Annotated in this window: 13 protein-coding genes; 5 read left to right on the top strand and 8 right to left on the bottom strand. The window is 39.8% G+C overall.

Annotation, left to right across the window (positions count from 1 at the left end):
* Positions 1-35 precede the first annotated feature (35 nt).
* Genes R9C00_22785 through R9C00_22775 form a run of 3 tightly spaced genes read right to left on the bottom strand, consistent with a single transcriptional unit; the run spans position 36 to position 3,569 of the window.
* Positions 36-803 carry an FkbM family methyltransferase gene (locus tag R9C00_22785; protein WPO34531.1) on the bottom strand — a complete coding sequence of 256 codons (768 nt, stop codon included), beginning with the start codon at positions 801-803 and terminating at the stop codon, positions 36-38.
* Positions 804-844: 41 nt separating this feature from the next.
* On the bottom strand, positions 845-2,263 hold the full coding sequence (locus R9C00_22780; protein WPO34530.1) for an oligosaccharide flippase family protein: 1,419 nt from the start codon (positions 2,261-2,263) through the stop codon (positions 845-847).
* A gap of 40 nt (positions 2,264-2,303) precedes the next feature.
* Complete coding sequence (locus R9C00_22775; protein ID WPO34529.1) at positions 2,304-3,569, bottom strand: nucleotide sugar dehydrogenase; 1,266 nt, start codon at positions 3,567-3,569, stop codon at positions 2,304-2,306.
* Between the two features lie 369 nt (positions 3,570-3,938).
* Between R9C00_22775 and R9C00_22770 the strand changes: the two genes are divergently transcribed.
* From R9C00_22770 to R9C00_22760, 3 genes are all read left to right on the top strand, one after another.
* Positions 3,939-4,151 (top strand): hypothetical protein, encoded by a 213-nt coding sequence (locus R9C00_22770; GenBank protein ID WPO34528.1) that lies wholly within the window; start codon positions 3,939-3,941, stop codon positions 4,149-4,151.
* A gap of 327 nt (positions 4,152-4,478) precedes the next feature.
* Complete coding sequence (locus tag R9C00_22765; protein WPO34527.1) at positions 4,479-5,936, top strand: sugar MFS transporter; 1,458 nt, start codon at positions 4,479-4,481, stop codon at positions 5,934-5,936.
* Positions 5,937-6,248: 312 nt separating this feature from the next.
* Complete coding sequence (locus R9C00_22760) at positions 6,249-8,603, top strand: ABC transporter permease (protein WPO34526.1); 2,355 nt, start codon at positions 6,249-6,251, stop codon at positions 8,601-8,603.
* A 69-nt stretch (positions 8,604-8,672) separates the two neighbouring features.
* On the opposite strand, the gene R9C00_22755 is transcribed toward R9C00_22760, so the two are convergent.
* Entirely contained in the window at positions 8,673-9,320 is a 648-nt protein-coding gene (locus R9C00_22755; GenBank protein WPO34525.1) for a 7-carboxy-7-deazaguanine synthase QueE, read from the bottom strand.
* Positions 9,321-9,329: 9 nt separating this feature from the next.
* Positions 9,330-10,208, bottom strand: a complete 879-nt coding sequence (folD, locus tag R9C00_22750) for a bifunctional methylenetetrahydrofolate dehydrogenase/methenyltetrahydrofolate cyclohydrolase FolD (protein WPO34524.1) — start codon at positions 10,206-10,208, stop codon at positions 9,330-9,332.
* A 339-nt stretch (positions 10,209-10,547) separates the two neighbouring features.
* Between folD and hemH the strand changes: the two genes are divergently transcribed.
* Positions 10,548-11,609: a ferrochelatase gene (hemH, locus tag R9C00_22745; GenBank protein WPO34523.1), complete on the top strand. Its 1,062-nt coding sequence runs from the start codon at positions 10,548-10,550 to the stop codon at positions 11,607-11,609.
* Positions 11,610-11,684: 75 nt separating this feature from the next.
* Here hemH and R9C00_22740 read toward each other — a convergent pair whose 3' ends face one another.
* From R9C00_22740 to R9C00_22730, 3 genes are all read right to left on the bottom strand, one after another.
* Positions 11,685-11,948, bottom strand: coding sequence for a YtxH domain-containing protein (locus R9C00_22740; GenBank protein ID WPO34522.1), 264 nt, complete (start codon positions 11,946-11,948; stop codon positions 11,685-11,687).
* Between the two features lie 236 nt (positions 11,949-12,184).
* Positions 12,185-13,204, bottom strand: a complete 1,020-nt coding sequence (msrP, locus tag R9C00_22735; protein ID WPO34521.1) for a protein-methionine-sulfoxide reductase catalytic subunit MsrP — start codon at positions 13,202-13,204, stop codon at positions 12,185-12,187.
* A gap of 301 nt (positions 13,205-13,505) precedes the next feature.
* Complete coding sequence (locus R9C00_22730; GenBank protein ID WPO34520.1) at positions 13,506-15,686, bottom strand: DUF748 domain-containing protein; 2,181 nt, start codon at positions 15,684-15,686, stop codon at positions 13,506-13,508.
* A gap of 179 nt (positions 15,687-15,865) precedes the next feature.
* On the opposite strand from R9C00_22730, the gene lpxK reads away from it, so the two are divergent.
* Positions 15,866-16,954 (top strand): tetraacyldisaccharide 4'-kinase, encoded by a 1,089-nt coding sequence (gene lpxK, locus R9C00_22725; protein ID WPO34519.1) that lies wholly within the window; start codon positions 15,866-15,868, stop codon positions 16,952-16,954.
* The last annotated feature ends 95 nt before the right edge of the window (positions 16,955-17,049 follow it).

Genomic DNA, 17,049 nt, shown 5'->3' with positions numbered 1-17,049 from the left:
ATGTGTTTGATAGTACAGTGTGGGGTATAGTTTCGTTAAAGTTTAATTTTATACAAATCATAAGTTCTTTTAGCTACAAAAAGGATATTTGCTCGTCTAAGAATAGGTTTTAGTGTTTGCCATTCATGTACTTGGTCGTATATTCCGTAGATTCTATAGTCAAATCTCTCTAAGTAATTTTTTACTTCTATAAAATTTACATGGTATGTATTTTCTGGGTTCATACTTACTTCTACTTCAATAAATGATATACTTTGTTTAGTCAAGTTTTGAACTCCTCCTTTTAAAACCTCTAAATCATAACCTTCTGTATCAATTTTTAGATAATCAATTGAACTAATTGACTTTTCATTGCAAAACAAATCTAAAGTTTGAACTTGAATTGATTCATTTTTTGTCTGTTTATTATCAAATCTAGTTGGATTGATTAGGCTATTCATTGTTGAATCAATATTATCTTTATGTACTTCGATGTCCTGCGTCATAGCTTTAGCTCCTAAAGCTATTTGGTGGCATTTAATATGTTTATTAGCTGTATTTGATTTTAGGACCTCATATGTTTTTTTTACTGGCTCAAAACACCAAATTACAGATTTTGGATAAAGTCTTTTAAAGTGAAGTGCTGTTTGTCCTACATTTGCTCCAACATCGAAGAACGTGTGAAATTGATAATTTTTAAAATCACTTTTAAGATCTCTTAAAGGCTCAATTCCTATAGGTAGGTTTCTGTAAACTGTTAATCCAGTAGTTTTTAGGATAGCTTGCCTAATTTTTTGGATAGTTATTCTGATAATTTGTTTCATTTTAGGTTTTAATCTTATTTTATATTTAACAAAGTGAATATCTATTTTTTTATCCTTATGATATATTTTACAACCCAAGAAATTTTATTGAATTCAGTAACAACTGTAATCATGGTTAATAGCAATAATAATAAATAGATTACACTTTGAAAATCAAAGTGTATACAGATGAGCATACTAAAGCAGAGTACTATCTTTGGAATCCAATTTTTTAGTACTTTGTTTAAATTAAATTTGAATGCTTTTATAAAGGCAAAATATATGAATATTGGGCTAACAATAATTGTTGAAGCAATTGAATAATAAAATACTAAGCTTTCTGTGGATATAATAGCTCCGCTGATTATAGCTATAATTAATATAATTGCATTAATTCCTCCAATTTTGAGTAGCTCATGTTCTTTTTTCAGTACGATATAGCCTATTCCTATAGGATTAAGTGAAGTTTGTGTGAAGCATAATACACCAAAGTATGGCAGGTATTCTGCGACTGCTATCCAGTTGTTCCCCCAGATAAGTTGAACTAATTCTTTGGGGAGTGTTATAAAAATTATTGTCAACGGCAATGCAAAAAGGAACAGTGATCCTTCTAAGTATATATACTCTTTTTCAAATTTTTGTCTCGAACTATTAACAGCTTTCTGTATTGTAGGTAAGAATACTTGATTGATAACCATTCCTACAAAATTGATTGGTAACATCAATAAAAAATAGGCATTTCTATATACTCCCAAAGTAGCTTTGTCATAAAGCTTTCCTATCATCATATAGTCACTATTTCTAGCCCAATAATTAATCATATTGAACCCACTGACATTGCCAACTAAAGACTTTACCTCTGTATAGGTTTTTTTGAGCTCTTGCAATGACGTAATATTAATAGAGAGTCTTGTTTTTCTATAGTATACAATGGCTTGTACTATATATCCAACTATTGGTCCCCAGATAAATGCCCAAAAAGAAAAGCCAGAAAGTGCTAATGCTAATTGAGTAGATGAGTTGGATAACTGCATAGCCACAGTGGCTATGCCTATAGCTTTGAACTCTTCTTCTTTCTGAAGCTTTGCTTTGGGGATAATAGAAAATGATTGTAAAAAAAATGTACTGGCTAGGCAAATAGTTGGCAAGAATAATTCAGGGCTATTATAAAACCAAGAGATTGGTTTTGCCATGCTTACCAGTAATAATGATAGAAGTAGACCAAAAATCACTGTTGCTCCTGACAGTTTATTAAGAAATTTGAGATTATAATTTCCTCTAATAACAGAAAAAGAAAAGCCTGCATCTGAAAAGATGGCTATAAACCCAGAAAAAACGACAATCATAGAAACCACACCATATTCATCTGGTGTAATAATCCTAAAAATAAATATAGAAGCTAGGTAATTAAATGCTTGGGCTAAATAAGCAAAAAAGCTAACTGTCAGTAAATTTTTAAAAAAACTCTCTTTGAGACTCATGCCCTACCTGCCTTTTTTACAACTGAAAATAACCTCTTCTCTACAACCTCCCATCAGCCTCACCCTTACTCAAAAAGCCCTTTACATCAAAAATAACTGAGCTAGGATTTTGGATGGAAGATAAGTTAAGTTCTTCAAACGAACTATGAGAAACGGCAAGTATAACGGCATCGTATTTCTTTTCCAAAGTTTGGGTCAAACTTATACCATACTCTTCTTTTACCTCAGCCTCACTAGCATGTGGGTCGTATGTATCTACATTTATACCGAAGCTCTGAAGTTCGGAGATTATATCAATTACTTTTGAGTTTCTTATATCGGGGCAATTTTCCTTAAAGGTGACGCCAAGAACCAGCGCATTTGCCCCGTTTATTTGACTACCTTTGCGGCTCATCAACTTCACTATCCTATTGGCAATGTACATGCCCATGTTGTCATTGATCCGCCTACCTGAGAGGATAACTTGCGGGTTGTAACCAAGGCTTTCTGCTTTGTATGTTAAGTAATAAGGATCAACACCTATACAATGACCACCAACCAAGCCTGGCCTGAAGGGCAAGAAGTTCCATTTTGTTCCTGCAGCTTCCAAAACTTCAGTTGTATCAATGCCTACTCTTTCAAAGATCAAAGCTAGCTCGTTTACGAAAGCGATGTTTAGGTCGCGTTGAGCATTCTCAATAACTTTTGCAGCTTCGGCAACTTTTATACAAGATGCTTTATGGGTTCCGACGGTAACGATGCTCCTATAAAGAGCATCAATTTCTTCGGCTATTTCTGGGGTACTTCCACTTGTAACTTTCTTGATATTATGAATCCGCCTAAGTTTATCCCCAGGATTGATTCTTTCAGGGGAATAACCACAGAAAAAGTCTTGATTAAATTTCAATCCACTGAACTTTTCTAATACGGGCACACATTCTTCTTCCGTACAGCCAGGGTACACGGTAGATTCATAAATGACGATATCTCCATTGCTTAAAACCGACCCAACAGTTTCACTTGCTTTTATAAGTGGGGTTAAATCAGGTTTTTTATGGGAGTCAATAGGGGTAGGGACAGTTACTATATAAATTTGAGCTTCTGCTAGGTCTTCCTTTTTGGAGGTGAAGTTAATTTTGCCAGCTATTTCTTCTAGCTCTTCAACACTAACTTCTAAAGTGCTGTCTTCTCCTTTTTCTAACTCAGTTATCCTGTCTTGTTTTATATCGAAGCCAAGTACCTCGTACTTTTTTGCCAGTTCGACAGCTAAAGGCAGCCCAACATAGCCTAATCCTATAATAGCAATTTTTTTTCCTTGTTGACTCATTCGGGTTGAATCCTCGGTGTTAGGTTAAGTTTCATTGAATTATCCGCCAATATTAGAACTTTTTAATCTTATTTCCATCAAAAGGTCATATATTTGCTCTCGAAAATGAGAAGCATACTACTATCAAAAATTAATTGTAATTGCTATACAATTATTCGGATTCAAATAAGTTTCCATAATAGCAAACAGACATCTAGTATATTTTTTGATTAATACCTTTTGGCATATACTACCACTCTATATATCATACTTACTATCATCATTTATTGTTTTTTGACAAAATTGAGCTTTGATGCTTGAATAAAAAATAAATCTCAAACTTTTCTAAACTTGAGTGCAGCGTTTCAAGCTAAACGAACGTGTCTATTAATGAACTTTAACACAAAAAATCTTAATATGCTTTCTCAACTAGTACAAAAACTTCCTTGTTTGCCTTTTTTATTTGCTGTTTTAGCTGTTCTTATGTTGCTTTCCTCTTTTGGAGGCAGTGTTGAGAGGTTAAAATCAGATTCCCAACCATTACAGCCACAAAATGAGGTGGGTGTTACACAAGTTGGCGTGCAGGTATCTTACCAACAATAGGTAATATCTGTACGTTTTTATATTAGTTTTATTCTTTTACAATCCTTTTTCCAACTCACCTGTTTTTTTTACTCCTTCAACTTCCATCTGCGGTAAAACCTTTGCATAACAAAATTCAAGTTATACCCTTTTTGCAAACACTTGCGGGCCAAGAGAATATTGCCTGATATTTTTTTGCTCCCCTAGCTTCTGAATACCCCTCCTTCTGTTTTTTACTTTATATTTGCTCAGCTTGTGTATCTGCCATATTTACTAGGCGCTTTCATGGTTCAGCTGAACTGTGTAGGTCAAACTATTTTTTTTAATAACCAAAATAAAGTAAAAACTATGGCTGGAGGAGCCCCAATATCAGGAGCAGAAAATGCTGCTGTACAATTTGAAGATGGAAATAGACCTAATTACACCACACCGCTCATTGTACTGACTTCCCTATTTTTTATGTGGGGATTTCTTACTTGTATGAACGATATTCTCATTCCCTATTTAAAAGAAGTTTTTGAGCTGACATACTTGCAGGCTATGCTGGTCCAGTTTGCCTTTTTTGGAGCTTATTTTATAGGCTCACTTATTTATTTCATTATTTCCGCAACTTTTGGAGACCCTATTACCAAAATAGGGTACAAAAATGGAATAATTGCAGGGCTTTTAATTTCATGTGTTAGTTGTGCCTTATTTTATCCAGCAGCTGAATACAAGGTGTATGGCTATTTCTTGAGTGCTTTGTTCTTTTTAGGAATAGGATTTACTCTTTTACAGATTGCCGCAAACCCTTATGTATCTATTTTAGGCTCAGAAGAAAGTGCCCCTAGTAGGTTGAACCTTTCCCAAGGCTTCAATTCTTTCGGAACTACCATCGCCCCACTGATAGGTGGTTATTTAGTCTTTCAATATTTTGCCGTCGATGGCGAATTAACTGCCGAGTCGGTAAAAATTCCTTACCTAGTATTCTCTGCGGTATTTTTGCTACTAGCGGGAATTATTTGGATCACACCTCTTCCAAGCTTTAGCAACGATGAAAAAATAGAAGGTGGGGCAGGAGCTTTCAAATATCCGCATTTGGTATTGGGTATGATTGCTATTTTCATGTATGTAGGAGGTGAGGTTACTATAGGTAGCATGCTCATCAATTTTTTTGAACTGGATAATATAATGGGGCTCGATAAAAGCGAAGGAGATATTTTCTTAGCATTTTATTGGGGTGGAGCTATGATTGGCAGATTTTTAGGAGCAATTTCTCTTAGCCAGATGGAGCAGGGCATAAAGAAATTTATGCTGATGTTGGGAGTGTCAATAGCTGCTTTTGCTGTAATTTATTTTGCCGCATATGTAAAAAGCGGGCAAGAACTCAGTCTTTCTTCTGTTGCACCATTTTTTATTTTAATAGCAGCAAACTTGGCTGCATTTGTTATTGGAAAATCGATGGCAGGTAGAACCCTTGGGATTTTCGCCAGTATCAATATTGTACTGTTGATACTCACTATCTTTACCGACTCAAGTTTAGCATTCTGGTCAGTGATAGGCATCGGCTTGTTTAATTCTGTAATGTGGTCTAATATTTTCACACTATCCATTGAAGGTTTAGGAAAGTACAAAAGCCAAGGTAGCTCACTATTGGTTATGATGATTTTAGGAGGAGCGCTTATTCCTCCTCTGCAAGGTGCTTTGGCAGATATGAAAGCTATTGGGGAGCAAGCTTCCTTTTTCGTCCCAGTTTTCTGTTATATCTACTTAGCCTTCTTTGGTTTCAAAGGGCATAATATTGGAAAGAAAAAATTAGGGTTATAACCATGAATCTGAAGGTTGATTTTTCAAGACCTTAAATAGCTCAATATTTTTTTGTAGCCCAACTTTCCTAAAAGTTGGGCTTTTTTTATGATTTTTTGCTCTATAAGCAACCGCTTATCACAAACCCCTGTCCTTTAAGATTGAGAATCCGTTTATTTATTTAATAAAAGACTGAAAGAAGAGGTGTAACCATTTGATACTTTTTAAGTATAGCTTACAAAACCTTTTCTGTTTTTCCCTTTCACCACCCATTTCCATTACAACAAGCTTTTTCGACTAGCTTTCTTGTTTTTTTATTAGAACCAAACCTCCATGTTTAACCACAGCCTCTTACTCGCTTTTCGAAATTTTAAAAAGCACAAAGTTTCTTTTTTCATCAATCTCATAGGTCTTACCACGGGGATCGCCTGTACGCTGTTTATCTACCTTTGGGTAAATGATGAACTGAAAAAAGATCAGTTCCACCAAAAAAGCGATAGGCTCTATCGAGCGATGGAGCATCAGCAATATGCAGAAGAGATTATGACAACTTCTTCTACACCAGGTATTTTGGCGGAAACCATAGCAGAAGAAATCCCAGAAGTAGAATATGCCGCAACTACTACTTGGGTGAGCCCATATACGCTTTCTATCAAAGACCATAATGTAAAAGCTGAAGGATATCATGTGGGAAAAGATTACTTCAATATTTTCTCCTATCCGCTTATCCATGGCGATCCGGACAAAGTATTGGCAGATAAAATGTCAATGGTGATCTCCGAAGAGCTGGCAAATAACTTGTTTGGAACAACTGAGGATGTGATAGGGAAAATGGTCGAGTTCCAGCACGAAAAGAGCTTTATGGTTTCGGGCGTGTTTGAAAATGTTCCAACTACGTCTTCCGAACAGTTCGATTTCGTATTGAATTTCGAAGAATACAAAGACGATAACGATTGGGTATTGAGCTGGGGGAACAATGGACCTAAAACTTATCTGATACTACACGAAGACACAGACGTAGCAGCACTAAATGAGAAAGTAGCTGAATATATAAAAGGGAAAAATGAAGAAAGTAATGTGACGCTGTTTTTTGCTCCCTATACAGATCGCTATTTGTATAGCAGGTACGAAAATGGGGTACAAGCTGGTGGAAGAATTGAATATATCCAGATATTTTCCGTTATTGCTGGCTTTATTTTGCTCATTGCCTGCATTAACTTTATGAACCTTTCCACCGCAAGGGCTTCGAGGCGAATAAAAGAAGTGGGAGTGAAAAAAGCACTTGGAGCTAAACGAGGCTCGCTTATTACCCAGTTTTTAGCCGAGTCAATGCTGATTGCCATTTTATCACTTCTTGTAGCGCTCATCATCGTGTTTATTCTTTTGCCTCAGTTCAATGGAATTACCGATAAGCAAATTGAATTTGCCTTCGATTCCCAACTGCTTTTGGCCCTGCTGTCCATCACTCTTATTACAGGCTTGGTATCAGGAAGCTACCCTGCGCTCTATTTGTCAGGTTTCCGACCTATAAAAGTGCTGAAAGGCGAAGTGAAAAGCTCTTTGGGAGAATTGTGGGCAAGGCGGGGCTTGGTGATCTTCCAATTCACACTTTCTATTATCCTCATTGTATCGGTAGTTGTCATCTTCAAGCAGATTGAATTTGTCCAAAACAAAAACTTGGGCTACGACAAAGAGAATATTATTTACTTCGAAATAAATGGAGCGGTGGAGAAAAACCTAGAAACATTTTTGACAGAAATGAGGAAGGTTCCTGGAGTAGTGGCGGCCTCGAGCATCGGTCACAACTTGGTAGGGAGGCAAAATAATACCAGTGGGCTCAACTGGGATGGAAAAGACCCAGATGATTTGATTTTGTTTGAAAATGTTCGCTTGAACTACGGAATGATAGAGACTTTGAAACTAGAAATGGTAGAAGGTCGGAGCTTTATGGATGGAAATATTTCCGATACCAGCAAAATTATTTTCAATGAAACGGCTATCAAGATTATGGGCTTGGAAGATCCAATAGGTAAGACCATCCGCCTTTGGGATGAATACGATATGGAAATAGTAGGTGTGGTAAAAGATTTCCATTTCCAATCTTTTCATGAAAATGTAAACCCTTTGTTTTTCAGGCTAGACCCAGACATGACATGGAATGTGATGGCTAGAATAGCGAAAGGGGAAGAGAAAAATACGATTGCCGAGCTTACCGATTTCTATCAGTCCTATAATGCCGGATTTACCTTCGACTACCATTTTTTAGATAAAAGCTTCGAAGAGCAGTACAATGCCGAGCTAAGGGTCGCCGTGCTATCAAGGTACTTTGCCGCTTTGGCAATTCTTATCTCATGCCTCGGGCTTTACGGTTTGGCAGCCTTCACTGCCGAACGGAGACTCAAGGAAATTGGAATACGCAAAGTATTGGGCTCAAGCGTAAGCAACATCGTTTTATTGCTCTCCAAAGATTTCACCCGAATGGTGTTGGCTTCTATTGTACTCGCTATCCCCATTAGTTTTTTCATCGTCAATACGTGGCTGGAGCGCTTCGCTTACCGGATAGATATGGAAATATGGTACTTCGCCAGTGCAGGATTGCTCGCCCTTTTCATTGCTTGGATAACTGTAGGCTTGCAAGCCTACAAAGCCGCCAGCGTAAATCCAACCAAATGCTTGCGGAGCGAGTAAATAAAACTAATGTGGGGAAACCCAAAAGAGCCAGAGATATGACATCTCTGGCTCTTTTGGGATAATAATTTACGGAATATCCATAAACTTATGCGTTTGCAGGGAAACTTGCCAGTTGGGGTTTTCCTTCACAAACTCGACTATGAGCGGCATCATCTGCTGGGTTTTGCTCCATTCGGGCTGGAGGAAGAGTCTGCATTTTTCGCCCACAAGGGCAGCATGTTCTTTAGCCCAAGCAAAGTCCGATTTGTTGAACACAATGATTTTCAATTCGCTTGCCTGCTTGCAAACTTCCTTCAATGGCTTTTTGAATTTCTTGGGAGAGAAAGTAACCCAGTCGAGCTGCCCCGAAAGCGGATGCGCCCCAGAGGTTTCAATATGGATGCGAAAGCCCTCTTTTTTCAATGCTTTGGTAAGCTCGGTAAGGTCATACATCAAAGGCTCACCGCCTGTAATGATTGCCAACCTAGCCGGATGCTTTGCCGCTTCCGCTACAATTTCCTCCACACTTTTCACAGGATGCAAATCAGCGTCCCACGATTCCTTCACGTCGCACCATACGCAGCCCACATCGCAACCCGCTAGGCGGATAAAATAGGCGGCATTTCCCTGAAAACAGCCTTCCCCTTGGATGGTATAAAAGGCTTCCATCACAGGCAAATGCAGCCCTTTGGCTACCAACTCCTCTTGTTTCACTATCGTTGTTTCTTCAGTCATTTATGCAAATTATGCTTGGGCTAATTTAGAAGCCAGCAAGGTGTTTTTAATTAAGGTTACTACGGTCATGGGGCCAACGCCGCCCGGTACTGGCGTGATGTAGCTACACTTGGGAGAAACCTCATCAAACTTTACATCGCCTTTGAGGGCAAAGCCAGACTTTTTGGTATCGTCTTTCACACGAGTAGTTCCCACGTCTATCACTACTGCTCCTTCCTTCACCATGTCTTTGGTAATGAACTCGGGCTTGCCCAGCGCTGCTACCAAAATATCCGCTTGGCGGGTTTCCGCAGCCAAATCTGCCGTGCGGCTGTGCGCCATGGTCACGGTGCAGTTGCCAGGCTTGGCTTTTCGGCTCATCAAAATAGTCATAGGTGTTCCCACGATGTGGCTTCTTCCTACTATCACGCATTTTTTGCCTTCCGTTTCAATGTTGTACCTTTCCAGTAATTGGATGATTCCGTAAGGAGTTGCAGGCAAATACGAAGGAATGCCCAACAGCATTTTTCCTAAGTTGTTTGGATGGAAGCCGTCCACATCTTTCTTAGGATCAATCGCTTCGGTAACTTTAGTTTCGTCGATATGCTTAGGCAAAGGAAGCTGTACAATGAACCCGTCCAACTCTTCGTCCTTGTTCATCTCGTCGATCTTTGCCATAAGCTCTTCTTCGGTAACATCATCGTCGTAGCGAACCAACGTAGAACGGAATCCTACTTGTTCGCAGGCTTTCATTTTGTGTTTTACGTACGTTTGGCTACCACCGTCGTTGCCAACCAATATCGCTGCCAAATGTGGGGCACGCTTACCAGCAGACAACATTTCTTTCACCTCAGCAGCAATTTCTTCCTTTATTTCTCCGGAAACCTTTTTTCCATCTATCAGTTCCATATACTAATATTTTTATGAATGTCTTCTCAGTGATTTTCTAAAGAGCTGCAAAGTTAAGGCTTTCACATTGAAAATCATCCTACAGCAAAAGAAGGATTTAAGATTTTGTCTTTCAATATCAACCTTTTACCTAAAAGGTTATAGATAGATAAGAATTCATTATAAGAACATCGCTGATTTATTTGGTTAGGCTAAGTAAGTTTGCAACCTAAAGATTAGAATTGTAGAGAAGGCAAACAAGAATACAGAATACTATAGAGACGCATCGCATGCGTCGAGGAAATAGATTGAAATAGAAAAAAATATAGAGGCGTAATGTATTTCGCCTCCAGAAAAACAATGAAAAACGGGAAAACGGGAGTATTGCTTATCAATTTGGGGACACCTGACAGTCCTTCCACCAACGATGTAAGAAGTTATCTTTTTCAATTTTTGAATGATCCAAGGGTGATCGATATCGCTCCACTGGCGAGGGCTTTGCTGGTCAACCTCATTATCGTTCCTTTTAGAGCGCCAAAATCGGCTAAGATTTACCAAGAACTCTGGACAGAGGAAGGATCTCCTTTGTTGATTTACACAAAATCGGTAGCGGAAAAGCTTCAGGGAGAGTTGGGTGATGAATTCCATGTAGATTATGCCATGCGTTATAAAAAACCCTCGATGGAAGTGGTGCTGGGTGAGATGAAAAAGATGAACTTGAAGAAGATTATTTTGCTACCACTTTTCCCCCATTATGCTTCTTCGAGCACAGGTTCGGCATTGCAAAAGGCGATGGAAATCATCAGTAAATGGTGGGTAATCCCTGAAATAAGCACGGTAAGCCAGTATTTCAACCATGAGGGCTACATCAATGCGTTTGTAGAACGTGGAAAGCAATACCCGCACGAGGAATATGACCATGTGTTGTTTAGTTATCATGGATTACCTGAGCGCCAGCTAGATAAGGTGTATGAGGATGGACTTTGCTCGGACAGGGATTGTGAGCATGAGGTGAACGACGAGAACCATTTCTGCTACAAAGCGACTTGTTATGAAACTACTCGTTTGCTTGCCCAGCGTTTGGGTATTCCACCTGAAAAATATTCAGTAGCGTTCCAGTCCCGCTTGGGTAGCGACCCTTGGGTTCAGCCTTTTTCAGATAAGGTAGTGGAGGAAAAAGCAAAAACAGGCGCGAAGAAAATGTTAGTCTTTAGCCCAGCCTTTACCGCAGATTGCCTAGAAACGGTGATTGAAATTGGGGAGGAATACAAAGAAATTTTTGAAGAGCACGGCGGAGAGAAATTGCAGTTGGTAGAAAGTCTCAACGATCACCCATTATGGGTGCAAGCGCTTAAAGACTTGGTGATGGAAAAAGCTCGCCCCGATGAGAAACGATTGAATTCGACGGAGTTTGGAAAGTAAAGGTAAAATAAATAGAAATGTGAAAGCCTGTCCCTTTTAAGAGGACAGGCTTTTGTGTTTCTTGCAATTGGTGGATTATGCTTTTTTCTCTTTAGCGATGGTTTCGCTGGCAGTTTTGATTGCTTCAGAGATGTTTTGGGCAACTTTGTCTCCAAAGTCGTTCACTTGTTTTTTACTTTTGTCAGCAATGTCTTCCAATTCGTCTTTCAGATCATCTGCTCTATCTAGTAGGTCTTCTATGGTTTCTTTGCCACTTGCCGGTGCAACTAAGATTCCGCCTATCACGCCCAAGGCAGCTCCTGCTAGTGCAGCTAAAAATATCTTTGAGTTATTGTTCATCGTCTAATGTGTTATAGTTGAAAAATAGTTACAATTGAAAGTACGGAATTTTCAGAAGAAATGATTTGGAAAACCCTGAATAAGTTTAAGATTCTTTCATTTCAGGAAATAAAAAAGGAGAAAGTACTTCACCTACACTATTTAGTTGAAAAAAAGCTAAGGTATTAGGTGAAGTATTTATAATGTTAACAGCTAGAAAGGGAGATTGTTCAAAGTTTTTATACTTCGTACGTTCCCTACTCATACAATTTCGCCACAAACTCGCCATAGCCGTTGTATTTGGAAGTAGGTCGCCAGTCGCCGTCGGGAATGGATTTTTCCCTTGCCTGCGACCACCTAGGGTGTGGCACTTCTGGGTTCACATTGGAGATAAATGGATACTCGGCTGGCTGAAGTTTGTGCCAAAAGGTTTCGGGCTCTTTGTCAGTAAACTCCAGTTCCACTACCGATTTTATGTTTTTGTAGCCATATTTCCAAGGTACTACCAAGCGCATAGGCGCACCATTTTGCTTGGGAAGCGGCTTGCCGTATAAGCCTGTTGCCATAAAAGCCAACTCGTTCATTGCTTCTTCTATTTTCAATCCTTCAAAATACGGCCACGGATACCACGGTTGGTTTTTCACCCCAGGCATTTGGTTTTTGTCCGAATGGCTTCTCATCCGGATGTACTTGGCTTTGCTGTCTGGCTCTAGCATTTTGATGAGGGAAGCCAAAGAAAAACCTGTCCAAGGGACATTCATCGACCAGCGCTCCACACAGCGGAAGCGGTAGGTTCGTTCCTCCAGTTGGATTTTTTTCATGATGTCAGCCAAGTCATATTTCCCTGTGTTTTTCGCCATCCCTTTCACCTCAAACGACCAATCCCTCGTATCAAAATCATCTACATATTTATATACATTGTAAATATTAGAGTCCTTAGGGTGTATGAATTCATAAAAATTGTTGTAGTGCGTAGCATCGTATTCTTCGGTAAGCGGGCGCTCTATTTTGTACCTTTCGTTGCGTTTTGCAGGGTACAGGTCCAGCATGCCGGGGAAGGTAAAGTTATTGTCCTGAAGTGCTTTTTGAGCTGTTGCCGCAACCTCGCCAGCTGGTTTTTTGCCTGTGCAGTTGGCAAGGAGCATAGGGGAAGCCATCACGCCAATGCTCGCTAAGCCTAGTTTTTTTATAATTTGCCTGCGGTTGTTATAGGTGCTTTCTTCGGTGGGTTTCAGTCCGTTTTGTTCCCAAGGTTTGGGGAAAATGATGTTGGCCATAGAGTTGTGGTTTTGGGTTTGTGAAGTTGTTTAAGGCTATTTCTTTACGTTACAAATGGCTTGTTTTACCTTATATTTCGTTACTTTCCTCGTCAATAGCTCTGCTATTCCCTTCGAAAAGTGCCCGGTCGGCGTCCCGATTATCTAAGGCAAAACACTTCCATTTTCACTTGCAAATAAAAACCTTAAGCAACTTCAGTATGATAATTCAACCAACATCTAAAAAATTGGTTCACATCACCTTAGTGCTTTGCCCCTGTTTAACAGCTTTTAACGCTTCGGAATTAAAAAGCAACAAAGACTACTCCTCCCTTTTTCCACTTTCTAACAACTCTTCTTTCATTCCGTATTTCACCTCAAAAATAGGACCGCTGCCTAGGTTTTTGGGTGCGTTTGGTTTGGAAAGGTGCACGGCTATTTCGGTAGAATCATTTTGGGCTTTAAGGTACGTTTCTAGCTGCTGGCTGCGTAGGGTTTGAAGGTCGAGGGCTACGGAGTCCAATATTTCAGGAGCTATTAATAGGAGGCTGGCATCCATAATTTCTAGCGTATCCGATTTGGCTTGCTTTCTTACAAATTTTTCAAAATCTTCTTTGTCCTTTTTCGGGTCTTTCTTTTTCTTTTCGGCAAAGCGTTTTTCCATTTCCCACACAGCAATTTGCTCTTTTTCTTTTTCTATATCGTTGAAATAGACCAATTCAATTTCCAACTCAGGTTTCTTTTGTTCGAGGTCGAGTAAGAGGTCCAACTGCTTTTGTTTTTGATTGGTAAAGGCAGTATCGAGGTACGAATACTCAATGCTTTTGATATTTTTAGGGTCGGTGCCCAAAAAGCCTGAAAGCAGTTTTACAGGTGCGGCAGCAGTTTTTACAATCAGGTTCTTAAACGTGTTCCAAACTATTTTTCCCACCCGCACTTTCGGGTCATTCAGGTCACCTCTCACGGGTACGTCTAAGGTGATCACTCCGTCCTTATCTTTGAGCAGGAAGAGGGCAAACTTCATAGGAAGGTCGTACAAGCCCTTCGATTTACTGCCCAGTTCAACATTATGAATCACCAATTTATTTTCACTGGTAAGGACTCCCGAACGGATTTCAGTCCGAGCTTTGTAGTACATATCTCCATACAAAATCGGAAAACCCATGTAGTATTTGGAGTAAATGTTGAGGTCGCTGAGCATGAAATCGGTGATGGTGTAGTCCAGCAGGAGTTCCATAGGGTTGGTCGGGTCTGCCCCAACCATCGCGACCAATTTCCCCCGCTCATTGAGGAGCATATTTGCATTGGCTTCCACCCAGTTAGATGTGCTGGTAATAGTGTCGCTAGCAAGAGAAATTTGGCTAAGATGATAATTAAAAGGGTCGGTTGTTCTTTTGTCTATAATATCGATGATGCCTTCTTTTATATAAAGATTGTTCACCGCATAATACAACTCATTTTTCTTAGCAGGTTTATTAGAGGATCTGTCAGCAGCAGTTTTATTGGCTTTTCCTGCCATCTGCTGGACAAATTCTTGCAAATTGTTGGTAGAATCGAACATCTCAAAATAGAGGTAGGGCTGAGTGAGTGTAACCGAATCTACGATGAAGCGCATCTTGTCCAAATCAATTTCTTTTAGCTTTACATCCAGCTTTGCTAGCTTGGTAAATTCATAATTATTGAAGTCTTTTAGCTTAAAATCCTCAAACCCTACTTTTCCGTTTATTAGCGTTTTTTCAGGAGCTTTGATATTGCCATTGAGGTTGAGGCTTAGGCTCGCAAGCCCAGTAAAGTCCCCAAATGCTAGGTATTTCTTTACAAAGTCGGAGTAGCCTGTTAGGTCAAGTTTTTCGAGGATGATATTAGCCGAAAAATCTCCTTTATTTGGATTGAAATTAAGGGTTGACTGTACAAAACCTCCATTTTTAAGATCGAATTTTAGTCCTGCTTCACTCGCTTGGGTTTGGTCCCAGCCTATAAATGGGATGAAAAAGGCAAGGTTTCTCATTTCAAATTGCTTGCCTATCGCTTCATCTCTGGCGGTGATGAGGGCTTCGCTCAGTTCTAGGTTGGAAAGTTTGAACTTGAGTGGCTCAGATTGGGTACTATCTTTAGGCATGGCCTTTTCTTTTTGATGAAAAGCCAGCAGGTCATCAAAGTTGAATGTAGAATCGTACATGATGATATTCGTATTCAGTCCTTTGAGCAAGAGCTTTTCCACCACTATTTCATTGCTGATAAATCTAAGCGGTTCTGTGTCAATAAAAAGCGTATCGAAGCTGATGAAGTTAGTAGAATCATCTGCTTCAAAGAGCGTAAAACCTGCCACTTCTACCGAGCCATCCCAGTAGTTGAGGGAAATATTGTCGATTGCTACCCTTCTTCCTATCCATTCCTTGCCATTTTTTACGGTTACCTGCCGAGCTATTTCGGAGAGGAAAAATAGTGTGCTCGCAATAAGAAACACTAGGATTCCGATAGTGATAGCAATTTTTTTTCTCATGGTTCAAATTGTGTTAAAAGCATACTTTTATTCTCCTGCAAGTTTGTTGAAAAATTTAACAGAAGTAAAGCGTGGGTTGTTAAAAAAAAGATAAATATTAGGTATTGGGATAAAATAAGGCTGAATTCTGTGAATATTCTTGTTTATCTGCCATGGCTTACCCTACAGATTGTATTTTTGTGGGACAAGAAACAATTACTACACAGATGTTTGCCAAAATCCTATTATATCCATTTTCTTTGCTCTATCATTTTGCCACTTGGTTGCGCAACCGCACTTATGACTCTGGTATGAAAAACTCTGTCAGTTTCGATTTGCCTACCATTAGTGTGGGTAACCTCACCGTAGGCGGCACGGGCAAAACTCCGCACATCGAATACCTGATAAGGCTGCTCAAACCAAGCTTCAAGCTGGCTACGCTTAGCCGTGGATACGGTAGGAAAACCAAAGGATTTGTGGTAGCCGAAGAGGGGATTTCGGCAACACAATTGGGCGACGAGCCTATGCAGTTTTTCCAAAAATACGGATCAGAAGTATTGGTAACGGTTTGCGAAGAGCGCCTTTACGGCATCCCTGCCATCCTGATGGAAGAACCCGAAACCGACATCGTTTTGCTGGACGATGCCTACCAACACAGGCAGGTAAAACCTGGAGTGAATATTTTATTGAGTGACTTTAACCGACCATTTTATAAAGACTTGCTGCTACCGGCAGGAAGGTTGAGAGAGAGCAGGAAAGGAGCGGAAAGAGCAGATATAGTGATTGTGAGTAAGTGCCCAACCAATTTGTTGCCCAACGATATGTTGGCGATTAAGAAAGAGATCAGAGCTTATATCAGTTCTCAAATTCCTATTTATTTCACCTGCTTCGATTATGGAAAACCTGTCCAGTTGCTGGGTGCTCCCACCGAAACCCCGAGAAAAATAGTGCTAGTTACAGGCATTGCAAATACAAAATATTTGGAAGAATACATCGGCAAGCACTTCGAAATGGTGGAACACCTTCGCTACCCCGATCACCACACATACACCGCAGCAATTATTGACAAAATAAAAGCTTCGGTGGAAAAAGCGGGCGAATATGTATCCGTCATCACCACCGAAAAAGATGCGACCAAACTGGCAAATGGCGAGCTTGGGGAAATGCTAAAAGAACTACCCGTTTTTGCCCTTCCCATAGAAGTGAAGTTCCTTGGCGGAGAAGCAGAGCAGTTTGCAAAACAGGTATTGGGAAAAGTAGAAGCGTTACAGCCAGAGGGCGAGGAATAGTTGGTTGCTAGTTGTGGGGCTATTCGTGTCATTCCCGCGCAGGCAGGAATTTTCTAATGCCGCTCGGCTCTAGCCGAGCGAGAGTTCGGTCATTT

This window comes from Flammeovirgaceae bacterium SG7u.111 (assembly GCA_034044135.1).
In the GTDB taxonomy this organism is placed as follows: Bacteria; Bacteroidota; Bacteroidia; order Cytophagales; family Flammeovirgaceae.
The sequence above is the reverse complement of the archived record's forward strand: the minus strand, read 5'-3'. Positions and strand labels throughout refer to the sequence as shown.

Excerpts from the sequence above, each read along its gene's own strand:
- R9C00_22785 (WPO34531.1), bottom strand. The coding sequence starts at position 803 with ATGAAACAAATTATCAGAATAACTATCCAAAAAATTAGGCAAGCTATC.
- R9C00_22780 (WPO34530.1), bottom strand. The coding sequence starts at position 2,263 with ATGAGTCTCAAAGAGAGTTTTTTTAAAAATTTACTGACAGTTAGCTTT.
- R9C00_22775 (WPO34529.1), bottom strand. The coding sequence starts at position 3,569 with ATGAGTCAACAAGGAAAAAAAATTGCTATTATAGGATTAGGCTATGTT.
- R9C00_22770 (WPO34528.1), top strand. The coding sequence starts at position 3,939 with ATGAACTTTAACACAAAAAATCTTAATATGCTTTCTCAACTAGTACAA.
- R9C00_22765 (WPO34527.1), top strand. The coding sequence starts at position 4,479 with ATGGCTGGAGGAGCCCCAATATCAGGAGCAGAAAATGCTGCTGTACAA.
- R9C00_22760 (WPO34526.1), top strand. The coding sequence starts at position 6,249 with ATGTTTAACCACAGCCTCTTACTCGCTTTTCGAAATTTTAAAAAGCAC.
- R9C00_22755 (WPO34525.1), bottom strand. The coding sequence starts at position 9,320 with ATGACTGAAGAAACAACGATAGTGAAACAAGAGGAGTTGGTAGCCAAA.
- folD (WPO34524.1), bottom strand. The coding sequence starts at position 10,208 with ATGGAACTGATAGATGGAAAAAAGGTTTCCGGAGAAATAAAGGAAGAA.
- hemH (WPO34523.1), top strand. The coding sequence starts at position 10,548 with ATGAAAAACGGGAAAACGGGAGTATTGCTTATCAATTTGGGGACACCT.
- R9C00_22740 (WPO34522.1), bottom strand. The coding sequence starts at position 11,948 with ATGAACAATAACTCAAAGATATTTTTAGCTGCACTAGCAGGAGCTGCC.
- msrP (WPO34521.1), bottom strand. The coding sequence starts at position 13,204 with ATGGCCAACATCATTTTCCCCAAACCTTGGGAACAAAACGGACTGAAA.
- R9C00_22730 (WPO34520.1), bottom strand. The coding sequence starts at position 15,686 with ATGAGAAAAAAAATTGCTATCACTATCGGAATCCTAGTGTTTCTTATT.